Here is a 24127-nt window from a genome sequence, read left to right on the forward strand (position 1 = left end):
TGAAACTGTCCAATCCCTTGCACACCCTTCGAGGATGCCGAAGTATTGCTGGCAGTACCGACCCGATCTGCATGAGTCGCCGTGACACACGGCGCGACGAGCGAAGAGGTGTGGGCATGACAGCAAATTGGCCGAGTTCTCGGGACCCTTTCGACGACATCTTCCAGCGATTCTTCGGTTCCGGAATGTCCTCGAAGCCACCGGTACAACGCATCGATCTGGGCAAGTTGATGACCGACAACGCGAAGTTGCTGGTCGGTACCGCTCGCGAGGCGGCCCAGGAATGGGGCAACCCCGAAATCACTCCCGAACACCTGCTGTACGCGGCCACCGAAGCAGAACCCGGGCGCAGCATCGTCGCCGAGCTCAGCCTGGATCCCGACCAGGTCGCCGAGCAGATGGAGGACTACCTCGACACCGGCAGGCCCAGCGAAGACGACCTCGCCGACATCACGCTCAGCCCTGCCACCAAGGTCGCGCTGCGCGCCGCCCAGCGCCAGGCGGCCCAGGCAGGCAGCAGCTACATCGGCCCGGAGCACATCCTGCTCGGCATCGCCGCACTCCCCGACAGCGTCGCCGCGCAGGCGCTGGTCGCCGGGATCGCGGCCACCCAGAGCGGCGGCGTCCCCGCGCCGGGAACCCCGATGGCGACCGCGCCGTCGAAGCGGCAGCAGCCAGAATCCGACACGCCCACGCTGGACGAGTACGGCCGTGATCTCACCGCCGAAGCCCGCGAGGGCCTGATCGACCCGGTTGTCGGCCGCGCGGAGGAGATCGAGCAGACCATCGAGATCCTGTCGCGGCGGCGCAAGAACAACCCGGTGCTGATCGGTGATCCCGGGGTCGGTAAGACCGCGATCGTGGAGGGGCTGGCCCAGCGCATCGTCAACGGGGACGTGCCGGTCACCCTCGCCGACCGCCGCGTCATCGCACTCGATGTCGGCTCGCTCGTGGCCGGGAGCAAGTACCGCGGCGAATTCGAGGAGCGGCTGACCAAGATCCTCGACGAGGTCCGTGCGCACAAGGACGAGCTGATCATCTTCATCGACGAGCTGCACACCATCGTCGGCGCCGGCGGCGGTGGTGAGGGCTCGATGGACGCGGGCAACCTGCTCAAGCCCGCGCTGGCCCGCGGCGATCTGCACGTCGTCGGCGCGACCACCATCGATGAGTACCGCAAATACATCGAGAAGGACGCCGCGCTGGAACGCCGGTTCCAGCCGGTGATGGTCTCGGAGCCCTCGGTGGAGGACACCATCGAGATCCTGCGCGGCCTGGCCGATGTGTACGAGGAGCACCATCAGGTGCGCTACTCCGACGAGTCGCTGGTCGCGGCCGCGCAGCTGTCGGATCGCTACATCACCGACCGGTTCATGCCCGACAAGGCGATCGATCTGATCGACCAGGCGGGCGCCCGGGTCCGGCTCCGTTCGGGCACCCCCGACCCGGCGGTGAAGGCCAGGGACGAGGCGATCGCGCGGCTGTACCGGGAGAAGGACGCCGCGGTCGACAACGAGGACTACGAGAAGGCCACGGCTCTCAAGGCCGACATCGCCGCCGCCGAGGAGGAGCTGGAGGAGTCCGGTGCGACGTCGTCGGAACCGATCGTCGATGTCGTCGACATCGCCGAGGTGATCTCCAAGCGCACCGGCATTCCGGTGGCCGATCTGACCGCCGAGGAGAAGCAGCGCCTGCTCCAGCTCGAAGACGTCCTGCACAAGCGGGTGATCGGGCAGAACGAGGCCATCGTGGCGATCGCCGAGGCGGTGCGCCGAGCGAGGGCCGGACTCAAGGACCCGAGCCGGCCGATCGGGTCGTTCCTGTTCCTCGGCCCCACCGGTGTCGGCAAGACCGAGCTCGCCAAGGCCCTCGCGGAAGCGGTCTTCGGCGACGAGGATCGCCTGATCCGATTCGACATGAGCGAGTTCCAGGAGAAGCACACGGTCTCGCGACTGGTCGGCGCCCCGCCCGGATACGTCGGCTACGACGATGCCGCCCAGCTGACCGACAAGGTGCGGCGTCAGCCGTATTCGGTGATCCTGTTCGACGAAGTCGAGAAGGCCCACCCCGATGTGTTCAATGTGCTGCTGCAATTGCTCGACGACGGGCGCGTCACCGATTCCAAGGGCCGCACAGTCGATTTCAAGAACACGATCGTGATCATGACGTCCAACATCGGGTCGCACCTGATCCTCGAGGCGCCACCCGGCGACCTCGACTCCATCGTGCCGCAGCTCGAAGAGCTACTGCGCCAGCACTTCCGACCCGAGTTCCTCAACCGGATCGACGAGCAGATCGTGTTCCATCGCCTGGACAAGGAGCAGCTGGAACAGATCGTCGAACTGATCCTGGATCGCACCCGGCGCATGCTCGCCGCCCAGGACATCGAACTCGAGATCAGTCAGTCCGCGGTGGACTGGTTGAGCGAGCGCGGTTTCCAGCCCGAATTCGGTGCGCGACCGTTGCGCCGTACGGTGCAGAAAGAGCTCGACAACCGGGTCTCGCGGCTGCTCCTCGACGGCGGGCTCGATCCCGGCGGCACGGTGAAGGTCGACACCGCCGACGACGATCTGGTCGTCACGGCGATGAACCCGGGCGGTAAGCCCGACACCAATGGTTCCGCACCCGCGCCCGCGGCGAAGAAGCCGGCCAAGAAACCCGCCAAGAAGGCCGCGAGCAAGAAGGGTGACGACAAGAAGCTCGCGTCGAAGTAGCGAAACGACGACTGTGGCCCGGTTCGTACGAACCGGGCCACAGTGTTGTCATGGGGTCAGCCGCCGGTGACCACGCAGGATTCCCCGAAGCGGAAGCCCCGGCCGACCGTCACATTCGCGCTGCTGGCGATGCCGTCCTGGACGGCGGTCATCGTGTGGGCGCCGGTGTAGGACGGCACCCAGTTGAACATGGCGACGCCGTCGGTCGGCGCGACCACGGCCAGCAGCGCGCCGTTGTCGTAGAAGGCGACAGGAATGATGCCGACACTGAGCCTGGCCAGCAATTGGTGGGTGCATCCGGTGCCGTAGTCGGTTGCCGAGCCGACGCTGAGGTTGGGTTTCACCGTCAATTGCGAAACTCCGGCCGAGGCGGTGGGTGCACCGAGGGTCGCGGCCAGCATCGCCGTCCCGAGGGCAGCAACGGTGATGGCGAATTTCCTGTCACTCATATTTCTCACGTCCTTGTGCTGCGGGGCCGACCGAACGCGAGGCCGGCGAGTCGGTCCCCATCCTCACCCCATCGCGGGACCGATGGTGGGAGAACACACGAACCGTTTCGCCGACCTCGTCGCGCCGGCTACAGCTGCGACCAGAGTGCGGGAGTGTTCGGTGGCGTCCAATTCGGGTCGTGCACGGTGTGCGCCTGCCTGCAGCTATAGGTCGCGCCCTGATAGGTGACTTTGTCGCCGATGGCATAGGTGGCGCCCTGACGCCACGGCGATCCGCCGGGGGCGGCCGTGGTTGTCGGATGCTCGTGCCCGGGGGTAGTCGTCACCGGCGGTTTCGTGGTTGTAGCTGGGGGTTTCGTGGTCGTAGGCGGTGTGGTGGTCGGGGCCGGGGTATTGGTGGTCGGCGGGGAAGTGGTGGGTTTCGGGGTGGTCGTCGGCGGCCGTGTGCCGCCCCCGCCGCTCACCTCGAGATCGACGCAACTGTAGAAGGCCGCTGCCGTATCACCGATATTCCAGACCGCGCGCAATTTCTGACGGCCGGAATAACTCGACAAATCAACGGTATGGGTCACCTCCATGGACGGCTGTTCGTTCCGGCCGTCGAACACAGCAATTCTGGTGTTGCCGATGAAGTATTCCCAATTCAGCGTGCGATGATTCGCGGTATTCTTCCATGTGAAACTCGCACTGCCGGAGACTTTCTGCGGCACCCAGCCGAGGCTGTCGTCGTCGAGCTCAGGGTATTTGTTCGCACTACAGGTGGTGAGCCCCTTCGGTCCCTCCACGCTCTGCGGCTCGTATTTCACCGCGCCGCAGGGCACGAGGCCACGGGCGCATTGCTCCTGCCTGCTCGCGGGTCCGGTGATCCAACCGTGCGCGGTGGCACTCCCGGCGGGCACCAACGCGGTGACGATGGGCGCCAATGCCATTGCTCCGGCGAAGAACAGGATTCGACTTCTCACTATCAATACTCCTTGGAAACGCACGCGGAGGACGACAGGGGCAGGCTTGCCGTCCGGGAAACATTTCGAGCGATGACACTGAACACTTCGATATCGAACTGTGATTCCGAAGATTAGGGTTACGAAGATCATCCGTCAACCGTCCCGGTAGCGAAAAATACTGCTACCGGCCGGTATTCGCGGATAATTTCCCAACTGTGCGAATACAGCGAATATCCGCGTTTGGAACCAACCGGTATCCATCCGAAGCAAACGGCCGGTTAATCTCGCTGCTGTGCGGGGTGTACAGATTTGCCATCGGTTGTAGATAGGTAGCCATGTCGACAACAAGCTGTCTTACTGTTCGAGGGCGAGCACCCACAGCAGGGAGCCTGGCGAACTTTGCGCGACTCCTCCGAAATAGGCGGACGGGCGCCCGAATCAGCCGAGGAACGCGAGGATTCCGGCGGTGACGAGTTCGGCGTAGCGAGCCCGGCCCTCGGGGGTCTCGATGAGCGCGGCGTCGGTCGCCGAGCGCATGTTCCCGCATTCGACCAGCGCGCTCGGTCGCTCGGCCAGGTTGAGCCCGGCCAGATCCGCCCGTGGATCCAGTCCCGCCGATCCCACATAGGTCGAGGGCACCGCGCCACCGGCGATCATCGCATCACGCAACGCCCTCGCCAGTCGCGTCCCCGCCTCGGCCTGCACCGGATTCAGCGCAGGTTCGGCGTAGGCGATGTGAAATCCGTGCGCGTCCGCACCGGTATTGCCGTCGGCATGGATCGAGACCACCGCGTCGGCGCCCGACTCATTCGCGATCGAGGCGCGCTCATCGACACACGGTCCGACGCCGGTGTCGTCGGCGCGCGTGAGGATCACCCGAACACCGCGGGCGGCGAGCAGGTCGCGCACTCGCAGGGTGACGTCCCAGGTGAACTCGTGCTCGGTGTAGCCACTGGCGGCCGAGGTCCCGGTGGTGTTGCAGGCCTTCGTGCCGCCGCGCCCATCGGGCACCGGTGCGTTGATCTGGGTGAGATGGGTGGCATTGCCACCGTTGTGACCGGGATCGAGGACAACCGTGTGGTTCACGGCGGGCGAAGTCGGCGGCACGGCACTCTCCGAGGAAACGGCCGTCGCGGTCGACGTCGCCGGGTTCGCGTCCGTGGTGGTGGACGCGCAGCCGGCGAACAGCGCTGTCGCCGCGAGCAGGCAGGCGGGCAGGAACAGACGGGGACGCACCCCGACACCGTGCCACACCGTGCCGACGACCCGGCCTCGTCCCCGCCGAACCCGTGTTCAGCGCCGGGTGATGCGCAGCGGAAGAGTCGCGTGGCGACGGGCGAACAGGCTGGGCACCCAGCGTGGCGGCTCCTGCTCGATCAGCTCGAACCGTTCGGTGCGTTCGAGCAGTAGGGTGATCGCGGCGGTCGCTTCCAGCCGAGCCAAGGCGGACCCGATGCAGAAATGGGCACCCGCACCGAACGCCGCATGGGCACGGCCGCGCCGCCGGTCCAGATCGACGATATCGGGATCCGGGTAGACGGCGGGATCGCGATTGGCGGCACCCCACAGCAATAGCAGGTGGCTGCCCGCGGGCAGCTCGACACCGCCGAGCCGAGTATCGACCATGACGTGGCGGTGGTGGCCACGAAAGGGTGACTCCAGGCGCAGTGCCTCGTCGAGGAACGCGGGGACGAGCTCGGGGCGTTCACGCAGACGGGTCTGCAGAGTGAGGTCGGCGGCGAGCAGTCGCGCCGCCGAGGCGATCAGACCCGCGGTCGACTCCCCTCCCGCACCGATCAGCTGCACCACGATCAGTACCGCCTGCTGCTCGTCGATCGTGCCCGCATCCATCGCGGCGACAAGCACCTCGAGCAGGCTTCGCGGCGAATCTCGATCGGCAACACGGTCTTTCGCATTGCCGATCGCGAGGTACGCGTAGTGGGCGAGCTCGGCCGCGGAGGTGATCAGCTCGGTCATCCGGCCCTCGGCGACGACACCGCCCAGCATCTCGGTGGAGTCGTAGGCCAGCGAGAGCAGTTTCGCGACATCGGTCCCCGGCAGACCGACGAGTTCGGCGATCAGCGCCAGCGGCAAACGATCGGCGACCCCGGTGGCCCAGTCGATCCGATCGCCGTCGAGTTCTTCCGCCCACAGCCGTTCGGTCAGGGCGGTGACGAACGGGCCGAGCGTGCGCACCCGTTTGGCCAGAGCCGGTCCGACGATGCCGCGGTGAACGGCATGGACGTCGCTGTCGGCGGTGGCGAGCACGTGGACCGCTTGCCCGGTCGCGTCGAGGTCGAAGGTCATCGGCGCCGCGCCCGGCTGGGCGACGAGCACGCCGGTCAGATGCGAGGAGAACTCCGCGGGGCGCCGGGTCGCCTCGGTGACCTCGGCCCACGAGGCGACGAGGAAGAAATCGGTGCCGGGTACCCGATAGACCGGCGCTTGTTCACGCAGGGCGCGATACATCCGGTAGGGGTCGTCGAGCACCGTCGCATCGAACAGGTCGATCGCTTCGAGGTCCGTGGTCACGGCTGCCGCCTTTCCTGGTCGGGCTGTCGGCGCTCACCGTGTACCGCGCAGAGGCATGTGGTCAACGACTGTCTCGAGATGAGACAGCCCAGCGACCGCGTTGCCCCGCAATCCGCCGCGTACTTCGTCGAAAAACCCCTCAGCCTGGCCGGATTCGGCTAGACAGATTCCATCGAACGTCTCACCCTGAGACAGACACGAGTGGAGGTTCCCCGGTGAGCGACCAAGTCGACTGGCTGGCCGGCGGTGACCGACGCACCATCGCGGTCGACCGCATCGAACGCGCCGCCCTCGCGCTGTTCCTCGAACGCGGCATAGACAACGTCACCGCCGACGACATCGCCGCGGCCGCGGGGTGCTCGCGCGCGACGCTGTATCGCTGTGTCGGCGGCAAACCACGACTGATACGCGCCGTGATGGTCCGGGCCGCGGGCTCTGTCGTCGCGCGCGTGGAGGCGGTCGTCGACTCGGTCCCGCCCCGCCGACGACCCGTCGAAGCGATCCTGGCCGCCGTCGCCGCGATCCGTGCCGACCCGGTGCTGCGCCAGTGGCTGATCCGCCACCGCTCCCCCGACACCGACGAATTCCTCGCCGGCGCACCGGAACTCGGTCACATCGCAACCGCGCTGACCCGGATCGCCCCCGACGACGAGGCCGCGGGCTGGGTCGTGCGCGTCGTGTTGTCGCTGCTCACCTGGCCGCTGCCCGACGCCACGGCGGAACGTCACCTGGTCGAACGATTCGTCGGGCCCACCCTGCGTGCGGGCTGACTCCCCCGTTCGGTCCACGCGTCCTCGATCCGTCGCGGCTCCGCTCAGCCGCGGTGGTGGCGACTCTCGTAGGCAACGCGTTCGGCCTCGGTCCGACGGCGTTCGGCCTCGTTGGCCAACTCGGGATCGAAGCCATGGCTGACCAGGCGGTGCCGCCGGTACACGTAGACCAACGCCACAGTGAAGTAGACCAGCGGCAGGTACAGCAGCGCCATCATCGACAGCCCTATCCACAGCGGGCCCGGCACCAGCAAGAACAGGCACAGCACCGGCAGCACCGGCAGCAGGAAGCGCATCAGGTATCGGCGGGTCGCGCCGGGGCCGGTGAGGTCGGCGAGCACCCAGTCCGACATCGAGAGCGGCAGGGTTCCGCCGGTGATGTAGCGAACGCGCTGCCAGAGATTCGGGGTCGAGTTGCTCACTGCTGCTCCCTCACATCGGATGCGCGTCGCGCGGCCGCGTTCACCCGGCCGAGGACATCGCGCAGTTCTTCCAGGTCCGCCAGGCTCACGCCGAGGCGTGCCACGACGGCGGGCGGGATCTGCTCGGCTTGTTCACGCAGGTCACGGCCCGCCTCGGTGAGGTCGATGTGCAGCGTGCGCTCGTCGTGCGGATCGCGGCGGCGGGTGATGAGACCGGCGGATTCGAGTCGCTTGAGCAGCGGTGACAAGGTCGCGGAGTCGAGCTGGATCGCCTCGGCGACGGCCTTCACCGACATCGGCGCCTCACCCCAGAGGGCCAGCATCACCAGATACTGCGGATGCGTCAGGCCGAGCGGTTCGAGCAGCGGCCGGTAGACCGCCAGCACGGATCGATTGGCCACCGCCAGGGCGAAGCACACCTGCCGGTCGAGCCGCAGCGGGTCGTCGAGCTCCTGCATCGTCCACCACCTTTCTCAGCCCACACACTATTACGCCACTAATAGTTAGTGCAATAACTATTAGTGGCATCACAGATGGGCGGCGGGACGATGCGCGTCAGTCCTCGTCGAGGACCAGTGGCTCACCGGCGGCAGCACGGCGCACCTTCTCGCGGCCGTTGTCCTCCTCACTACGACCCTGACGCCAGTAGCCGGTGAAGGTGATCGCGCGCTTGTCGACACCACGGTCGCGGACCAGATTCCGCCGGGTGAGCTTCACCAAGTCGGCCTCACCGGAGATCCACGCGTAGGGCACGCCCGCGGGGAGCTCGGCCGCACGGACCGCGGCGACCACCGCGTCGCCGTGCGGGCGATCGCCGCGATGCACCCACTCGATCCGTACGTCGCCGCGGGTCTCGAAGCTCTGCTCGTCGGCCGGACCTTCGACCTCGATGAACGCTCGCGCTCGCGCTCCCACGGCGAGGCGTTCGATGATCGCGCCGATCGCCGGAACGGCGGTCTCGTCACCGACGAGCAGCTGCCACTCGGGGTCGGCGGGCGGGGTGTAGAGCGCGTGCGGCGGGCAGAGCAGGCCGATCTCGTCGCCCGGCACCGCGGTCGACGCCCAGTCCGAGGCGGGACCCGCATGCTCGGCGTGCAGGGCGAAATCGATGTCGAGCTCGCCGAGTTCGGGCCGCTGCGCCCGGACCGTGTAGGTCCGCATCGGCGGGCGGATCTCGTCGGGCATCGCGAGATAGCGCTGGTACCAACTCATCACGCTGCCCGAGTCGTCCAGTGGCGGTGGCACGACGGGGCGCGGCCTGCCCGGCAGCGGGAAGAAGAGCTTCGTGTACTGGTCGGGCCCGGCGTCGACGAGGGCGGCCGGGTCCGGACACCCGAGGGTCACCCGCACCATCCGCGGCGTCAGCCGTACCGCGCGACGAACCGTCAGCGGCGCGTAGACCATGGCCGGTCGATTCACAGTCCCAGTCGTCATTAGGCAAGCCTAACCTACTGAGCCTGTGAACTACCCGCCCTGATCGACGGCGAGGCCGGAAATGAGCTGCTCGATCACCGCGCGGACAGCGACGATATCCCCCGCGTCCGCCGAATGCGCCAGGTACTGCGCCGCCTCGTCCAGCGCACCGACCACCACCAGCGCCAGCGGCCGCACCGGCTGCTTCCTGATCCGGCCGGCGGCCATGGCACCGGCCATCGCGTTCTCCACCAGGCCGATGGTGTGCCGCAACTCGATCTCGCGCCACCGGGCCCACCCGAGCACCGCGGGCGCGTCGAGCAGCGCGATCCGGCGCACCTCGGTCGCGGTCGACGCCTCCAACCACGCCAGGCAGCCCACGATCAGACTCGCGATCGGATCTTCGGCACGCGCCTGGGCCACGGCGGCGGCGATCACCTCTACCAAGCTGCGCTCGAGATCCTCGAACACCGCCTCGAACAGATCCCGCTTCTCGCCGAACTGGTGATAGAGCGCGCCGCGACTGACCCCGGCCGCCTCGGCCACCGCGATCGTGCTCACCGCCCCGTACCCGAACTGCCCGAACAGCTCTCGCCCGGCACGGATCACCGCGGCACGCGTGGCGGCCGAGCGTTCGGCTTGGGTCCGGCGATCAGGATTCATGGCGACGTCGAAGTCTAGGACAGGACGAGGGTCGCGGCAGATCCGAGGCCGTTCGCCCCTTGACCGGCCACACCGGATTCGGGAACATACAGTCATCCTGTTTGTATATTGGAAGGGCTTGGGGACTATGTCCGATGCCACCAAGGATCTGTTCGAGCGCTATCACGCCTGCTGGGCCGAGCGCGACCCCGACCGGATCGCCGCGCTACACACGCCCGATTCGGTCTTCCACCTGCACTCCGGGGGCGCACCCGCGCACGGGCGCGCGGAAATCCGAACCGCCGCCGCAGAGACCTTCGCCCTCGTCCCCGATCTGACTTTCACCCAGGTCGACCTGCGCGTCGGCGACGACTTCTGGGTGGTGCGATGGAAGCTGTCGGGCACCTCCGTCACCGGCGGCGCCGTCGATGTGGATATCGCGGACATGGTCACCGTCGAGGACGGCGCGGTCAAGGCGAAGCACACCTACGTCGACGGCGTGGCCATGCAGGCCGCGCTGACCGCGCCCGCCGAGATCGCCTGAGCCACAGCGCGTTCGCCGGAGGTCACCGACATCGCGCCGAACCCGTCAGCGCACGCGTCCCGTCAGGGTGAGCACACACTCGAAGGCGCCCGCATCATCGGCCACTTCACCCTCGGCAGAGGTGGCGTGAGTCTGCGTCATCCGCACGACGGTTGCCCGCAGGATCCGCTGGGTCACGTCGGTGGCCGGTTGATAGGGCAGGCCTCCGAGCGCCTGGGCGATGTCCCAGGTATGTATCACCGCGCTACTGATCTGTTCCTCGTAAAGGGTCTCGATGTCGACCGCCCCACCGGCCCCCTTCATTCGAATGAGCCGGCTCGCGTCCGTCACCGAGGCGAACGCGTTCTCCATGAGCCGAGCAGTCCGTCGATAGCCCGCGTCGAGTCCGGCATCGCCGTAGCACTTGTCCACGGAGACATCAAGGGATGCTCTGTCCATCGGTGCGATCGACGGTCCGTGCAGAGTCGGATCACCCGCGGTCGCTGCGGCGATGCTGAGATTCTGCTCGATCAGGCGCAGGTACAGATCACCGATGTCGCCGGTGCCATGCGGCAGTGGACATTTGAGATCGCCATGGGTCACCTCGGACAGGAACGAGGCCAGGTCTTCGGTCAGGGTGTGCAGCATGGATACATCCACCGCATAGCTCGCTTCCACGGTCGCCGGTCCGGTAGGAGATGCTGAACGCATCGGGCGTAGATGCGCTAGATCCTCTACCACGGTAGACGATATCGGAGAGGGTGTCCATGGCAGAGCAGAGCGACGCGAAGGACGAGCCAGATCTGGCCGCGTTGATGGCTCGCGTGTTTCCGCAGCTGGCGGCATTGGAAGAACCGATTCTGAGTGAGGCCGGGCTGTCGATGTGGGAGTACGCGATCATGAGCGAACTGACGTCGGCACAGGGCGTGTCACAGGTAGAGCTGTCGCGCCGCACCCGTCGCGATCCCACGCGATTGGGCAAGCATCTCGACGATCTGACCGTGCGCGGGCTCGTCACGCGTTCTCGTGCGAGTGACAAGCGTCAGCGCACCGTCGGACTGACCGAGAGCGGACGTGTTCTGTACGCACAGACCAAGGAACGCATCAGAGTTGCCGAGGACCAGTTCCTGCACTCGACCCTGGCCGCGGAAGAAGCCACCGTCCTCAGACGCCTGCTCGCTCGGCTCGCAGCCTGAGTGCGCCGACCGATTCGGGGAGCGTCACGCGACCTTGTCCTGACCCACGCTCTGTCGGGCCCTCGCGAGCGAATTCAGGGCATCGGCAGCGGCGGTGTCTTCGGGAAACTCACGGGCAACGCCGCGAGCGACCGATGGAACGGGCCGGGCCGCCACACCAGATCCTCGACCGGCACGGCGAGGCTCAATTCCGGGAGCGCGTCGAGCAATTGGTCGATCGCGTCCTGCACGATCAGGTACGCCACCGGTTTGGCCGGACAGCCGTGCGGCCCCGCGCTCCAGGCCAGGTGCGCCCGATTGTCGACGACATCGCGCCCGGCGATGGCCGGATCGTTGTTGCAGGCCGACATGCTGATGACGACCGGTTCGTGTGCGGGCAGCCAGGTGTCCTCGACCAGGATCGGCTGACGCGGGTAGGTCATGCAGAAGTTGGCCAGCGGCGGGTCGGTGAACAGTACTTCGTCGAGCGCGTCGCGTGTGGACAGGCTGCCGCCGAGCACATCTCCGGCGAACCGGTCGTCGGTGAGCATCAGCCGCAAGGTGTTGACCACCAGGTTCAGCATCGGCTCGATGCCCGCGCCGTAGAGCACCAGCAGCTGGTGCACCATTTCCTCGTCGGTCAGCGCCGCCGGGTGCTGGAGCAGGCGGGTGGCGACGTCGTCACCGGGTTCGCGCTGGCGCAACCCCACCAGATCGGCCAGTGCGGAGGCGAGCAGGTTGTTGCCCGCCTCGGCGTCGTCACCTTCGAAGATCTGTGCCATCCCGGTGGCGACCTGCTGCCCGATCTCGGGCGTGCACCCGAGCATCGAGTTCAGCGCCTGGAACACCAGCGGAAACGCGTACTGGCTCAGCAAGTCCGCGGACCCGGTCGCGCAGAAGCTGTTGATCAGCGGGATGGCGAACTGTTCGACGGTGCTGTGCATCGCGTACAGATCCACCCCGGCGATCCCGGCGACATTGGCCTGCCGGTATCGGGTGTGCTCGGCACCGGTGGTGCGCAGCGCGGCTGGGCGGAACTGCAGCATCGGCAGCACCGGGCAGTCCAGCGGGATGTCGCGCTGCCACATGCGGGGGTCGGCCGGGAAGTGCTCCGGATCGTTGAGGATGCGCACAGCGGTGTGATAGCCGATCACCAGCGTGGCCCGGATGCCCGGCGACAACTCCACCGGCACCACCGAGCCGAACCGCCTGCGCATCCGCTGGTACGCCGCCTGTGGGTCGGCGGCGAATTCGGGTGCCCACATCGCCACCCGTTCGTCGGCGGCGATATCGACCGTCATGACGCTGTTGCTTCCTGTCTGCGAAAGAGGTATTCCGCCAGCGTGATCAGTGCGCGCAGGCCCTGATCACGGCGACGTGCGTCGAGCGCGATCACCGGAGTCTCGGGCGCGAGGTCGAGCGCCTCGCGCACCTCCTCGAGCGGGTAGCGCCGGAATCCTTCGAATTCGTTCACCGCCACCGCGTACGGCACGCCACGCTGTTCCAGCGCCGAGAGCACGTCGTCGGCCTTCTCGATACGGCGGGTGTCGACGAGCACCAGCGCGCCGAGGGCACCACGAGCCAGTTCCTCCCACAGCGGGGCGAATCGTTCCTGGCCCGGCGTACCGAACAGGTACAGCGCCAGTTGGGGATTCAGGGTGATGCGGCCGAAATCCAGTGCCACAGTGGTCGACACCTTGCTGCCCAGACCCGCCATGTCGTCGACACCGATACTGGCCTCGGTGATCGTCTCTTCCGTGCGCAGTGGCCTGATCTCGGACACCCCGCACACGAAGGTGGTCTTGCCGACACCGAAATTGCCTGCGACCAGGATCTTCACCGACCGTGTCACGGTTTCCGCGACGTAGTCGACCTCATCCCGCGATGGCGCGGAGGCCATGCAGCACCTCCTTGATCAATGCGAGTTCCGGCTTCACCTGTGCCGGGGTGGGGCAGTGCAGGTGACCGCTGTCGAGCAGATCGGAAACGATGATCTTCACGACGGAGGCGGGCAGGTCGAGATAGGCCGACAGCTCGGCGATCGACAGAGCGCCGCGGCGGCTGGTGAGAGCCAGCAGGCGACGTTCGTCGGGGCGGTGATCGGGACGCGCGTCCTCGACGGCACGGACCAGGGTCACCAAATCCAGGTCATGGGCGGCACGCACCCGCCCGCCGGTGCGCACATAGGACCGCACCAGATCGGGATCGCGCCTGCCGCGGCTCAATTCCTCCCGCCTAGGCGGGGCGCGCTGCCGATCTCGTGACCCACGCGCGAGGCCAGTTCGTTCATCCGATGCGCCACCAGCGCGACATCGACATCGGCGGTGGTGGCGACACCGAGCAGCGCGCCCACACCGGCGGCGGTGATCATGATCATGCCCTCGTCGTACTCGGTCATGTTCTGGCGCACCGCGTTCGACGGGCCGCCGCAGAACTCGCCGAGCGCCTTACCGAGCGAGCGCAGGCCCGAGGCCGCCGCGGCGAACCGTTCGGCGTCGTCTTTGCTCACGCCACGGGAGTGGGCGATGCGCAGTCCGTCCTCGGACAGCAGGACCGCGAAGCGGACGCCGGGGATCTCGAGATCCTCGAGCAGCCACGCCAATCGGTTGGTGCTATCGGCTACCGGTGTGCTCATCGGCTGTTCCTTCCGTGGTTCGCTCGGCCGCAGCGGCACGACCGCTGCGGGATCCGCTGCGCCAGGCAGCGGCGAGGTCGGGGCGCGCGTGCCCCGACTCTGTCGTTACCCCCGCCGAATCCGGGGCAACCGGTCTGCGGCGGCGCTTGGGCAGCCCGCCGCTGGTGATCTCGTGAACGTCGGCGCCGGGCGATTCGATCTCGGCGACCGGCACGGGAATGTGCGCGGGCGCGGCGAGTTCGGGCTCGGGCAGCCGCGGGGCGTCGCCGCTCACCAGCAGCGCCGACGGTACATACACCATGGCCCGCATGCCACCGAAGATGTTGGGCCCGTCGACGTGCACGGAGAATCCGTAGCGCCGGGCCAGCGCCGCGATGCCGGGGAAGCCGACCTTCGGCGCGGGGCCGAGATCGTGGATGTCGACCGGGCGTTCGCCGCTGAGTACCAGGCGCGCGTCCTCGAGCTGCTCGGGACTCATCCGCATGCCCGCGTCGTCGATGATCACGGTGACGCCGTGATGGCCCTCCTGGAAACCGATCTCGACGAACGACGACGGCGGTGAGTAGCGCAGCGCGTTGTCGAGCAGGGTCGCCATGGTGTGCACGAGCGGTTCGACCGCGCGACTGATCACGATCCGGTCCGATTGCGCCGCGCGCACCCGCAGGAATTCCCTGACCCGTCCGGTGGCGCCGCCCGCCACATCGGTGAGCGACTGCTGTGGCCACCGGCGGCCGGGCAGACCGCCGGAGACGATCACATAGGACTGCGCCTGCCGGATCATCTGCTGCACGGTGTGGTCGATCCGGGTGAGCGTTTCGTAGATGGCGTCGTCGCGATGTTCGCGCAGTGCGGCACTGACGACCTGTCCGAGGTCGGTGCCCAGGCTCACCACCGAGGTGCCGAAGGAGCGCACCGCGGCGCTCGTGGCCGCCCGCGAGGATGCCGAGAGCTCACCGCGGGTCTGGTCCCGGGCGTCCTGTATCTCACCGAGGCGACGTTGTTCGCCATAGCGCTCGACCATCGCCCTGGTTTCCTCGGCGACCACGCGCAGGTCTTCGGCATGACCCGTGGCAATCCACTGCAGCGCCTGGCCGAACTGCGAATCGCCCAGTTCCACCGGCAGATCCACCGCGACCGAGGGGATCTCGTGGCGACGCACCGCGGCAGTGATCGCGGGCAAGGTGCCCTGCGCCAGCTGCATGAGGGCGTTCTCGCAGGCGAGGCGTTCCCGGATGGCGGCGTCGGCTCGCTGCCGCTGTCGGCGCTCGTTCCGCATGGCCATGACACTGACCGCGATCGCGAGCAGTAACAGCGGCGCACCGATGACGAGCAACAGCACCGCAATTCCTGAGTTCATCAGATCTTTCGTCGTCCTCGACCACACGGCGCTGTTGCCGGTGGCCCTCGCCGGCCGGCCCGCCGAGGCATTCACTGTCCACCGCGGGGTGATTTCGGATACCCGATTCACACGCCCCGATTCCAGCGACCCGCACACATTAGCAGCACACGTAACGATCGCGACACGGATCTTCCTGTCCGACATCATGTTTCCCGCTCGAAACATTGCACGCTACTGGACAGTTGATCTATTCTGGTTCGCTATGCCTCGAGCCGATGCTCGCGGAACCCCGGGTACCGGATATTATCCGGGCGTGGCGAAACTGAAGCTTTCCGTCGATGTCCCCGTCCCACCGGACCAGGCCTGGGCGCACGCGTCCGACCTTCCGCACCTCGGCGATTGGCTGACCATTCACGAGGCTTGGCGCGGAACACTGCCCGAGGAGCTGACGCCGGGCACCGTTGTCGCCGGCATCGCCCGCGTGAAGGGCTTCCGCAACAAAGTCACCTGGACCGTGCGCACCGCCGAACCGCCGCGCAAGCTCGCCCTCACCGGCACGGGTATCGGCGGCACCAAGTTCGGCCTCGGCATGCTCGTCGAGCCGAGCGGTAGCGGGTCGAAGGTGAGTGTCGACATCGACCTGGGCGGTGCGCCGCTGTTCGGCCCGATCGGGTCCGCCGTCGCGAAGGCCCTGCGCGGCGATATCGAGCGCTCACTGGAGATGTTCGTCAAGCTCTACGGCTGAATCCCGACGCGAAAGCCCGGACGGAACAGAGAGTTCCGTCCGGGCTTTCCGCGTATGACCGATCAGGCCAGCGCCACAGCTTCGGCGTCGATCGGCGCCTTCGGCTTGGTTCGCGGCAGGAAGAACGCCGGGATCAGGGTCAGCAGAGCGAGTACCACGGTGACCCAGTACGTGTTGCTGAACGCTGTCGCCGCCAGGTCGAGTCCCTGCTCGATGACCGAAGGGGGAACCTGCGCGGCGAGATCGGGCCGGGCGTTGGCGCCGATAGCGACCTTCGCCTCCGGGTGATCGTTGAGCTGGGCGGCCAGCACGACCGACATCGTCGCCGTGCCGATCGACGCCGCGGTCTGGTTGATGATGTTCATCAATGTCGAACCGCGCGCGACCTGTGCGTGCGAGAGCGTCTGGATCGCGGCGGTCATCACCGGCATCATGGTGCAGCCCATGCCCAGACCCATCACGAACAGCGCGCCACCGATCAGCAGGTAGGAGGTGTCGGCGCCCAGCTGGGTGAACCCGGCCAAGCCGAGGGTGATGAAGGTGATGCCGAACATGACGATCTTGCCGGGGCCGATCTTGTCGACCAGGAATCCCGCGATCGGCATCGTCAGCATGGCGCCGATACCCTGTGGGGCCATGAGCAGACCGGAGTCGAACGCCGTCTCCCCGCGCACCTGCTGCAGGTAGTTCGGCAGCAGGAAGCCGGCGCCGAAGAACGCCGTCGCGAACAGCGACATGGTGAGCACGGAGTACCGCAGCGACGGGTTGGAGAACAGCCGCAGGTCGATCAGCGGATGCTCGGTGCGCAGCGCGTGGAACACGAACGCCACCAGCAGCGCCGCGCCGATGATCGCCGGAATCAGCACGCGCGAGGCCATCACGGTGCCCTTCTCCGGAATGGAGGAGACACCGAACAGGAACAGCGCCAGACCCGGCGAGGCCAGCAGCATGCCGAGGAAGTCGAACGATTCCGAGGGTTTGGGCTTGTCGGGAGCGAACACGATCCAGGCCAGGATCAGCGCGACGATGCCCAGCGGCAGATTGATCAGGAAGATCCAGTGCCAGCTGAAGGAGTCGATGAGCCAGCCACCGAGAATGGGGCCACAGATCGGGCCGAGCAACATGGGCACGCCGAGTACCGCCATCACCCGCCCGATCCGCTGCGGGCCCGCGGCGTGGGTCATGATCGTCATACCGAGGGGCATGAGCATGCCGCCGCCGATGCCCTGGATGACACGGAAGGCCACCAGCGACTCGATACTCCACGCCATCGAACACAGCACCGACCCGATGATGAAGAAGGTCAGCGCCGCCATATAGAGGCGTTTGGTGCCGAAGCGATCGGCGGCCCAGCCGGTCATCGGGATGACCGAGGCCAGCGCCAAGGTGTAACCGGTCATGGTCCAGGCGACGACCTCGACGGAGGCGTTGAAGTCCTGCATGAACGTCGGGATCGCCACGGTGACCACCGTGATGTCGAGAATCGACATCACCGCGCCCAGGACGACGACGCCCGCCACCTTCAACACGGCGGCATCCAGCTTGTCAGGAGTGTGATCGGGCGCGGCGGCGCCGATATCCGGAGGTTTCGTCACCGGTTAACCCAAGCACCTTTCGCTGCCGATGACCAGTGAAATTTTCTGTTCGTGATCTGGTCGATGTCACACCCGCGTGATCGTCGCCGCCTCGCTCGCCATGAGCGCCGCCCTCGTCGCGGCACTCGATGCCGGCAGCATCGGCAGCCGAACGGCCGCGCTGGAGATCTGACCACGCTCGGCGAGCACCGCCTTGATGACCGTCGGGTTGGGCTCGGCGAACAGGGCCGCACCGAGCGCGTCGAGACGGTCACCGATCGCGCGGGCCCGGACGACGTCACCGGCGTGCCATGCCTCGATGAGATCGGCGTATTCACGGGGCGCGATATTGGCCGCGGCCAGGATCGCGCCGTGCGCGCCGAGAGCCAGCAGCGCGGAGGCGAAACGGTCGTCGCCACTGAGCACTGTCGCCGGGGTATGGGCGGCCATCAATTCGACACTGGCCGCGTCGATTCCGCCCACGGCGTGCTTGAAGCCGGCGATGTTCGGGGTATTCGCGAGACGAATCAACGTACTGCCGCTGAGCGGGCGTCCGGTGCGGTGCGGCACGTCATAGACGAGCAGAGGGGCCGGACTGATCGCTGCCAACTGCGTGAAGTGCGCGATCACGCCTTCTTCGCTCGGTCGCACGTAGTAGGGCACCACCGCCAGCACGGCCGCGACGGGCCGCGCGAGTTCGGCGATCGCTCGCACCGATTCCGCGGTGGCGTTGCCGCCCGCGCAGGCGATCAGCGGTGCGCCGCGGTCGGCGCAGACGCTCGCGCAGATATCCAGGACTCGCGCACGCTCGGCGGCAGTGAGCGCGGACGGCTCCGCCGTGGTGCCGAGCGCGACGAGTCCGGTCGCACCCGCGTCGAGGACAGCGTGCGCGTGTCGTTCCAGCGCCGCGGGCTCGACGGCCCCGTCGGCGGTGAACGGCGTGATCAAAGGGACGAAGAGTCCGTGTAGCGATGTCATGACTCTATCGTCGAGCCAGATCCACCATCAGGTCCAGTTCACATTCATGATGACGACCGTAAGCTGAACTGATGCTCGATGTCCGCAAACTTCGCCTGCTCCGCGAACTCGCCCATCGCGGCACCATCGCCGCGGTCGCCGAGGCGCTCAGCTATACGCCCTCGGCGGTATCCCAGCAGCTCACCGCGCTCGAACGCGAAGCGGGCGTCCCGCTGCTGGAACGCTCGGGCCGCCGCGTCGCTCTCACCCCCGCCGCGCAGCTCCTCGTCGGGCACACCGAAACGATCCTGGCCGCCCTCGAACACGCCGACGCCGAATTGTCCTGTACCAGGGACGAGCTGGCCGGCACCCTGCGCATCGGCACCTTTCCGACCGCGGCGCGCACCCTGCTGTCGCCCGCCCTCGTCACCTTGAGCACCGACCACCCGCGCCTGGAACTCACCGTCACCGAAATCGACCCCGCCGACATCCCGAACGCCCTGCGCGCGGGGACCCTGGATATCGCGCTCACCCACGACTACGACCTGGTCCCCGCCGACACGGACCCCTCCTTGCAAACCGAGCCCCTCCACACCGAAACCGTCTACCTGGCCACGCTGGGCCCCGTGCCCACCGAGGACTCGCTGGCCGCACACCGCCGATCCCCCTGGATCGCGGGCACCCCCGGCACGCTGTGCCATACCCTGACGATCCGAGCCTGTCAGGCAACAGGATTCACCCCCCACATCCGCCACCACGCCGACGACTTCGACACCGTCCTGACCCTCGTCGCCGCAGGCGCGGGCACCGCCATAGTCCCCGCCCTCGCCCTCTACGCACCCCCCGAACACATCACCCTCACTCCCCTGCCGATCCGCCGCCACACCCAGCTCGTATACCGCAACGGCACCGGCCTGCATCCGGCGATCCACGCCGCCCGGCTCGCCCTGCACGCCGCGGGCTAGGCACATCCGGCCTACCGCCGATCGGTGGGATAATCGAGCCGGTCGACAGGGAGACCGCAGTGATGACATCGAGTAGTGGGAGTAGCCCATGGCACGAGTCAGGACCGGAATAGTCGATCCGGGTCTTCATTCCCGCGGTGCGCCGGATCTCACCCACCGCACGGCGAAGTTCGTTGCCGCGACGACCGGTGCCGACTCCCTGTGGGTCGTCGACCACTTGATCGGGTTGTTTCCCTCGTCGGTGTGGAAGCCGAGCCATGCGGGCGGCGCACGGGTCGTTCCCGTCGCGGACGCGTACTACGAACCGTGGACCCTGCTCGGGCGCGCGGCGGCGCGGAATCGGTGGAGTCGGCTTCGGCTCGGGGTGGGAGTCACCGACGCCGGTCGCAGGCATCCGGCGGTGACCGCACAGGCCGCCGCGACCTTGCATCTGCTCAGCGGCGGGCGAGCGATTCTCGGGATCGGTCCGGGAGAACGCGAGAACAACGAGCCCTACGGTGTCGATTGGCAACGCCCGGTCGCGCGCTTCGAGGAGGCTGTCGCGACGATTCGGGCATTGTGGGAGTCCCACGGTGAGCCGATCTCCCGGGATTCCGAATTCTTCCCTCTCCGCGACGCGGTCTTCGCGCTGCCGCCGCACCGCGGTACCCGACCGGAGCTCTGGATGGGAGCGCACGGACCGCGCATGCTCAGGGTGGCCGGTCGATTCGCCGACGCGTGGCTGCCCGCCTTTCCGGGCAGCCCGGCCGAATACCGCGACAAGCTCGACACGATCAGGACCGCGGCCTCGGATGCCGGACGCGACCCGTCTGCGGTCCAAGCGGCCGGGTGGCAATGGATCATCACCGCGAAGTCGCAGACGATTGTCGAGGAGATCCTCGATTCGGCGGTGATCCGCGCCTACATGCTCGCCGCGTCCGCGCAGGCCTGGGCACGCCATGGCGTCGAGCATCCGTTGGGCCCCACGTTCTCCGGCGCCCAGGACATCCTGCCGCAGACCATCGACGAGGCCACCGCGCTGGAATACGGTCGACGCGCACCGCTGTCGTTGATCCGAGATGTCTTCCAGGTCGGCACACCGGCAGAGGTGCTCGACCAGATCGCCGAACGGCGCGACCACGGATTGACCTACGCCGTGTTGGTCGACCTCGGCGCGTGTCACCCGAAACTGCGGACGGGACTCCTGACCGGGTCGTCGTTCGCCAAGGTCGCACGCGGAATCCGCCGACTGTGACGAACCGCCGTGGCGGTAGGCGATTTCGGTGGCCGCGTCGGGGTGCGTCGGCGGCGATGGCGGCGGCATAAGGGCTTGCCTGATCTACTCGACGGTCAACCCGTCGCGGCCGCGAGACGCGCGGAGCGCTGCAGGCGAGCGCCGAGCAGAGTCAGGCACAGGGCAAGGACCAGGAGCAGAGCCAGGGTCCATGCCAGGGTCGAAAAGCCGTGTGGCGCAGTCGCTGCCGCGACGATCGGGCCCAGGGTCGCGCCGACGTAGAAGCTGAACATGGCGACCGAAGAGGCTGCCGCGCGGGCATCGCCGCCGAGTTCACCCGCGCTCTGCAACACCGCGGGGGCGATGACGCCGAGGCCACCGACCAGGACCGCCAGCAGCACAGTGAGGACCGCCAGGTGCGAGCCTTCGAAGGTCGCGGCGACCATCGCGGTGGCCGCGATCAGCACGCCGAGGACCATCTGGGTGGGCTTGGACAGGCGCGCCAGCGGAATGGCGAGCAGTGGCAGCGCCATCATCACCGGCAGGGCGCCCGCCCGCAGGGTCAGCAGTTCGCCGGAACCGGTGACCAGGCCGGTGAGCTCGATCCCGGTGTAGATGCCGACCATGACGGCCATGCTCAGGGCGCCCGCCACGAGCATCGGGAGCAGCGGCGTGATGCGCAGCACCGCGGGAATGGCGGCGTAGCTGTGGCGCAGCGGGAGGTCACGGCCGGTGGGGGCGTCATCGAGCATGACGGCCCGCAGCGCGAAGGCCAAGGCCGCGAAAACGACCGCGGAGCCGAGGAATACGGCGCGCCACGGGAACGACGCGACAACGGCCTGCGAGACGATCTGGGCGATGACGGTGGCGGCCAGGAAGGAGGTGGCCACCGACATGGTGACCACGGCCCGGTGCCCCGGCGCGATGCGCGTGCCGACGTAGGCCATGATCGCGGGCGGAATGGAGCCGACGACGAGGCCCTGCACGATCCGGAGCGCGATGGCCACGGGCGCACTGAACGCCAGACCGGTCAACAGGGTGACCACCGCGGCCACGAGCATGCCGGTGACCAGGACCCGGCGATGGCCGTATCGATCCGACAGCGGGCCGAACAGCACGAAGCCGCCCGCGTAGCCGAAGGCGAAGGCGCTGATGACCCACGTCATCGCCCCCGAACCCACACTCCACTCTGCTTTCATGGCTTCGAACAGGGGAATCGGCGTGTACATCTGACCGGTGGCCAACAAGGCCGACAGCACGAAAACGGGGAGGGTGCGCCCGGTGTGCGTACGGGGCGACGTGTCGCGAACGCGGGCAGGGGCCGGACTTCCGACCGGAAGCTGGACTGTCGGTGATGCCATGTCGACGACAGTAGGCTCGCACAGAGACAGAGTCAACCAAATAGTTGGTTTAAAGACCTGGTAAAGTCGGCCCCATGACGGCGAGCACCATCAAACGCAGCGACGCGACCAGACAGGCCCTACTGCGTGCGGCGCGAGCCGAATTCGCGCAGTACGGCCTGGCCGGAGCCCGGGTCGATCGCATCGCCGAGGCCGCCGGCGTCAACAAGGAACGCATCTACGGCCTGTTCGGCAGCAAGGACAGGCTGTTCGACGTCATCATCGTCGACACCATGCGCGAATTCATGGAGGTCGTCCAGCCACTCGCCGAGACCGAGCCGGGCGACTACGTCGGCAAGCTCTTCGACTACCACCGCGACCATCCGCAGCTGCTGCGCCTGCTGCTCTGGGAGGGCTTGCACCGCGGCGCCGACGCCCACGATGTCGACGGTTGGCGCGCTGACCACTACGGACAGAAATTCGACCGTGCCCAAGAACAATTCGGTGTCGACGAGAAGCAGGCAGGCCGCCTCCTACTCGCCCTCTGCGGCCTCGCCAACTGGACCCACGCCGTCCCCCAGACCACGCGCCTGCTACTCGGCGACGCCGCCTCCGACACCGACGCCACCCGCGAGTTCGTGAAGGAATTCGCCCGGGCCGCACTGCGAAACCTCGCGACCACACCCCAACCCGTCGCGCCGCAGCCGGACGCCACCCTCCCGGAACCGGTCAATGCATTGACCACCCCGGTGGACGACGCCGCCCGCCGCCTTCGCGAAGCCCAAGCCGCTGCCGATGTCGCCCGCGCGGAACTCGCAACCGCCCTGCGCACCGCCCACGCCGCCGGGGCGGGGGCGAATCAGCTCGCCCGCCGAGTCGCCGGAACCATGTCCCGCCCCCTCGTCCTCAAGCTCCTGACCGACTAGACCCGAAACGCCGCGGTCTACGCGGTCTTCTCGCGGTGGGAGCCGCGTTGGCGGGTGCGGGTGGCCGAGACGGGGTCGATGTCGGGCATGGACCATTGGGCGGACAGGGCCAGGCTGGGCTCACGGCCGGAAGCTACGTGGCGGTAGGCGATTTCGGCGGCCGCGTCGCAGTCGTGCGCGGCGATCGCGGCGTAGAGGGCTTCGTGTTCGTCGCATTGGGTGCCCGGGTCACGTTCCTTGGTCAGGTGGAACAGCCAGCGGACTCGGGATTCCAAGGGGCGCAACAACGACTGCAACAGCGGGTTGCCGGACACTTCGACAATGACGGCGTGAAACCCCGCGTTCGCGGCGGCGATCGCGGCTTGGTCGCCACGGGCAGTGGCCTGGCGAGCCGCGGTGAGCTGCGCGCGCAGGGCGGTGAGGTCGGCCGGCTCGGCGCGTTCGGCGGCCAGGCGCGCCGCGAGAACTTCGAGGCTTTCGCGAACATCGAACAGGTCACGCACGTCGGTCACCGTGAACGGGGCGACGATCGCGCCCTGCCTCGGCACGATCACGACCAGGCCCTCGCGTTCGAGCATCTGCAGCGCCTCGCGCAGCGGGATCCGCGAGATGGCCAGCTCGGTGGCGAGGTCGCGTTCCACGAGCCGCTGACCAGGGCTCAAGCGCAGATCGATGATCCGGTCACGTAACTCCTCGTAGGCCTGATCCCGCAGCGACTTCTTCGCCGGTTCGTCTGCCACCGCACCATCCTTCTGCTCCTGCACGCCACCACGGTAGTCCGCTCGCGGCATGCGACCGTTTCTTACTTTTCGGTAATCCGCCCGTCATCTCCGAGCCCCAGGCTGACAC

The 24127-nt window shown here is 67.6% G+C and carries 26 protein-coding genes; 8 read left to right on the forward strand and 18 right to left on the reverse strand.

What is annotated here, in order from left to right; genetic code table 11:
- Positions 1 to 116: 116 nt before the first annotated feature.
- Positions 117 to 2714 (forward strand): ATP-dependent Clp protease ATP-binding subunit, encoded by a 2598-nt coding sequence (locus ACWFRF_RS00565; protein WP_452448359.1) that lies wholly within the window; start codon positions 117 to 119, stop codon positions 2712 to 2714.
- 56 nt (positions 2715 to 2770) lie between these two features.
- Here ACWFRF_RS00565 and ACWFRF_RS00570 read toward each other — a convergent pair whose 3' ends face one another.
- From ACWFRF_RS00570 to ACWFRF_RS00585, 4 genes are all read right to left on the reverse strand, one after another.
- Positions 2771 to 3163 carry a hypothetical protein gene (locus ACWFRF_RS00570; protein ID WP_378631050.1) on the reverse strand — a complete coding sequence of 131 codons (393 nt, stop codon included), beginning with the start codon at positions 3161 to 3163 and terminating at the stop codon, positions 2771 to 2773.
- A 128-nt stretch (positions 3164 to 3291) separates the two neighbouring features.
- Positions 3292 to 4125, reverse strand: a complete 834-nt coding sequence (locus ACWFRF_RS00575) for a carbohydrate-binding protein (protein WP_379318202.1) — start codon at positions 4123 to 4125, stop codon at positions 3292 to 3294.
- Between the two features lie 420 nt (positions 4126 to 4545).
- Positions 4546 to 5343, reverse strand: a complete 798-nt coding sequence (locus ACWFRF_RS00580) for an N-acetylmuramoyl-L-alanine amidase (RefSeq protein ID WP_379314318.1) — start codon at positions 5341 to 5343, stop codon at positions 4546 to 4548.
- Between the two features lie 57 nt (positions 5344 to 5400).
- Entirely contained in the window at positions 5401 to 6639 is a 1239-nt protein-coding gene (locus tag ACWFRF_RS00585; RefSeq protein ID WP_379314319.1) for a cytochrome P450, read from the reverse strand.
- Between the two features lie 215 nt (positions 6640 to 6854).
- On the opposite strand from ACWFRF_RS00585, the gene ACWFRF_RS00590 reads away from it, so the two are divergent.
- Positions 6855 to 7409 (forward strand): TetR/AcrR family transcriptional regulator, encoded by a 555-nt coding sequence (locus ACWFRF_RS00590; RefSeq protein ID WP_378989925.1) that lies wholly within the window; start codon positions 6855 to 6857, stop codon positions 7407 to 7409.
- A gap of 44 nt (positions 7410 to 7453) precedes the next feature.
- Here the strand turns inward: ACWFRF_RS00590 and ACWFRF_RS00595 are convergent, their stop codons facing one another.
- The 4 genes from ACWFRF_RS00595 to ACWFRF_RS00610 all read right to left on the reverse strand — a co-directional run bounded on the left by ACWFRF_RS00595 (position 7454) and on the right by ACWFRF_RS00610 (position 9907).
- On the reverse strand, positions 7454 to 7831 hold the full coding sequence (locus ACWFRF_RS00595; protein ID WP_452448360.1) for a DUF5313 family protein: 378 nt from the start codon (positions 7829 to 7831) through the stop codon (positions 7454 to 7456).
- Positions 7828 to 8289 (reverse strand): MarR family winged helix-turn-helix transcriptional regulator, encoded by a 462-nt coding sequence (locus tag ACWFRF_RS00600; protein ID WP_379219523.1) that lies wholly within the window; start codon positions 8287 to 8289, stop codon positions 7828 to 7830. Before ACWFRF_RS00600 ends, ACWFRF_RS00595 begins: the two co-directional genes overlap by 4 nt.
- Positions 8290 to 8386: 97 nt before the next feature.
- A complete protein-coding gene (locus ACWFRF_RS00605) occupies positions 8387 to 9265 on the reverse strand; it encodes a siderophore-interacting protein (protein ID WP_452448361.1) in 879 nt (292 codons plus the stop codon).
- 30 nt (positions 9266 to 9295) lie between these two features.
- Positions 9296 to 9907 carry a TetR/AcrR family transcriptional regulator gene (locus ACWFRF_RS00610; protein ID WP_452448362.1) on the reverse strand — a complete coding sequence of 204 codons (612 nt, stop codon included), beginning with the start codon at positions 9905 to 9907 and terminating at the stop codon, positions 9296 to 9298.
- Positions 9908 to 10034: 127 nt separating this feature from the next.
- On the opposite strand from ACWFRF_RS00610, the gene ACWFRF_RS00615 reads away from it, so the two are divergent.
- Positions 10035 to 10430, forward strand: coding sequence for a nuclear transport factor 2 family protein (locus ACWFRF_RS00615; RefSeq protein WP_056817088.1), 396 nt, complete (start codon positions 10035 to 10037; stop codon positions 10428 to 10430).
- 45 nt (positions 10431 to 10475) lie between these two features.
- Here ACWFRF_RS00615 and ACWFRF_RS00620 read toward each other — a convergent pair whose 3' ends face one another.
- Positions 10476 to 11057 (reverse strand): DinB family protein, encoded by a 582-nt coding sequence (locus tag ACWFRF_RS00620; protein ID WP_379314324.1) that lies wholly within the window; start codon positions 11055 to 11057, stop codon positions 10476 to 10478.
- 119 nt (positions 11058 to 11176) lie between these two features.
- On the opposite strand from ACWFRF_RS00620, the gene ACWFRF_RS00625 reads away from it, so the two are divergent.
- Entirely contained in the window at positions 11177 to 11605 is a 429-nt protein-coding gene (locus ACWFRF_RS00625) for a MarR family winged helix-turn-helix transcriptional regulator (protein WP_452448363.1), read from the forward strand.
- Between the two features lie 74 nt (positions 11606 to 11679).
- On the opposite strand, the gene ACWFRF_RS00630 is transcribed toward ACWFRF_RS00625, so the two are convergent.
- From ACWFRF_RS00630 to ACWFRF_RS00650, 5 genes are read right to left on the reverse strand one after another with little or no spacing between them, the layout of a single operon-like run.
- Positions 11680 to 12885, reverse strand: a complete 1206-nt coding sequence (locus ACWFRF_RS00630; protein ID WP_378989921.1) for a cytochrome P450 family protein — start codon at positions 12883 to 12885, stop codon at positions 11680 to 11682.
- Positions 12882 to 13484, reverse strand: coding sequence for a GTP-binding protein (locus ACWFRF_RS00635; protein WP_266289261.1), 603 nt, complete (start codon positions 13482 to 13484; stop codon positions 12882 to 12884). The genes ACWFRF_RS00630 and ACWFRF_RS00635 overlap by 4 nt, the downstream gene beginning before the upstream one ends.
- A complete protein-coding gene (locus ACWFRF_RS00640) occupies positions 13459 to 13809 on the reverse strand; it encodes a DUF742 domain-containing protein (protein WP_056817094.1) in 351 nt (116 codons plus the stop codon). Before ACWFRF_RS00640 ends, ACWFRF_RS00635 begins: the two co-directional genes overlap by 26 nt.
- Complete coding sequence (locus ACWFRF_RS00645) at positions 13806 to 14219, reverse strand: roadblock/LC7 domain-containing protein (RefSeq protein ID WP_378989920.1); 414 nt, start codon at positions 14217 to 14219, stop codon at positions 13806 to 13808. The genes ACWFRF_RS00640 and ACWFRF_RS00645 overlap by 4 nt, the downstream gene beginning before the upstream one ends.
- Positions 14197 to 15576, reverse strand: coding sequence for a sensor histidine kinase (locus tag ACWFRF_RS00650; protein WP_379317792.1), 1380 nt, complete (start codon positions 15574 to 15576; stop codon positions 14197 to 14199). Before ACWFRF_RS00650 ends, ACWFRF_RS00645 begins: the two co-directional genes overlap by 23 nt.
- 295 nt (positions 15577 to 15871) lie before the next feature.
- Here ACWFRF_RS00650 and ACWFRF_RS00655 point away from each other — a divergent pair, with 295 nt between their 5' ends.
- Complete coding sequence (locus ACWFRF_RS00655; RefSeq protein WP_378989917.1) at positions 15872 to 16303, forward strand: type II toxin-antitoxin system Rv0910 family toxin; 432 nt, start codon at positions 15872 to 15874, stop codon at positions 16301 to 16303.
- A 62-nt stretch (positions 16304 to 16365) separates the two neighbouring features.
- On the opposite strand, the gene ACWFRF_RS00660 is transcribed toward ACWFRF_RS00655, so the two are convergent.
- Both ACWFRF_RS00660 and dapA read right to left on the reverse strand, forming a co-directional pair.
- Complete coding sequence (locus tag ACWFRF_RS00660; protein ID WP_378989914.1) at positions 16366 to 17898, reverse strand: DHA2 family efflux MFS transporter permease subunit; 1533 nt, start codon at positions 17896 to 17898, stop codon at positions 16366 to 16368.
- 66 nt (positions 17899 to 17964) lie between these two features.
- On the reverse strand, positions 17965 to 18855 hold the full coding sequence (gene dapA, locus ACWFRF_RS00665) for a 4-hydroxy-tetrahydrodipicolinate synthase (protein ID WP_378989913.1): 891 nt from the start codon (positions 18853 to 18855) through the stop codon (positions 17965 to 17967).
- 71 nt (positions 18856 to 18926) lie between these two features.
- Here dapA and ACWFRF_RS00670 point away from each other — a divergent pair, with 71 nt between their 5' ends.
- Together ACWFRF_RS00670 and ACWFRF_RS00675 are read left to right on the forward strand one after the other, a co-directional pair.
- Positions 18927 to 19799 carry a LysR family transcriptional regulator gene (locus tag ACWFRF_RS00670; RefSeq protein ID WP_378989911.1) on the forward strand — a complete coding sequence of 291 codons (873 nt, stop codon included), beginning with the start codon at positions 18927 to 18929 and terminating at the stop codon, positions 19797 to 19799.
- Positions 19800 to 19887: 88 nt separating this feature from the next.
- Complete coding sequence (locus ACWFRF_RS00675) at positions 19888 to 21033, forward strand: LLM class flavin-dependent oxidoreductase (RefSeq protein WP_379313468.1); 1146 nt, start codon at positions 19888 to 19890, stop codon at positions 21031 to 21033.
- Between the two features lie 95 nt (positions 21034 to 21128).
- Here the strand turns inward: ACWFRF_RS00675 and ACWFRF_RS00680 are convergent, their stop codons facing one another.
- Entirely contained in the window at positions 21129 to 22373 is a 1245-nt protein-coding gene (locus ACWFRF_RS00680) for an MFS transporter (RefSeq protein WP_452448364.1), read from the reverse strand.
- A 74-nt stretch (positions 22374 to 22447) separates the two neighbouring features.
- On the opposite strand from ACWFRF_RS00680, the gene ACWFRF_RS00685 reads away from it, so the two are divergent.
- Positions 22448 to 23278, forward strand: coding sequence for a TetR/AcrR family transcriptional regulator (locus ACWFRF_RS00685; protein WP_379313471.1), 831 nt, complete (start codon positions 22448 to 22450; stop codon positions 23276 to 23278).
- 17 nt (positions 23279 to 23295) lie between these two features.
- On the opposite strand, the gene ACWFRF_RS00690 is transcribed toward ACWFRF_RS00685, so the two are convergent.
- Positions 23296 to 24042 carry a GntR family transcriptional regulator gene (locus tag ACWFRF_RS00690; protein WP_387447342.1) on the reverse strand — a complete coding sequence of 249 codons (747 nt, stop codon included), beginning with the start codon at positions 24040 to 24042 and terminating at the stop codon, positions 23296 to 23298.
- Positions 24043 to 24127: the final 85 nt, after the last annotated feature.

The sequence above is a fragment of the Nocardia sp. NPDC055165 genome, from assembly GCF_053606985.1.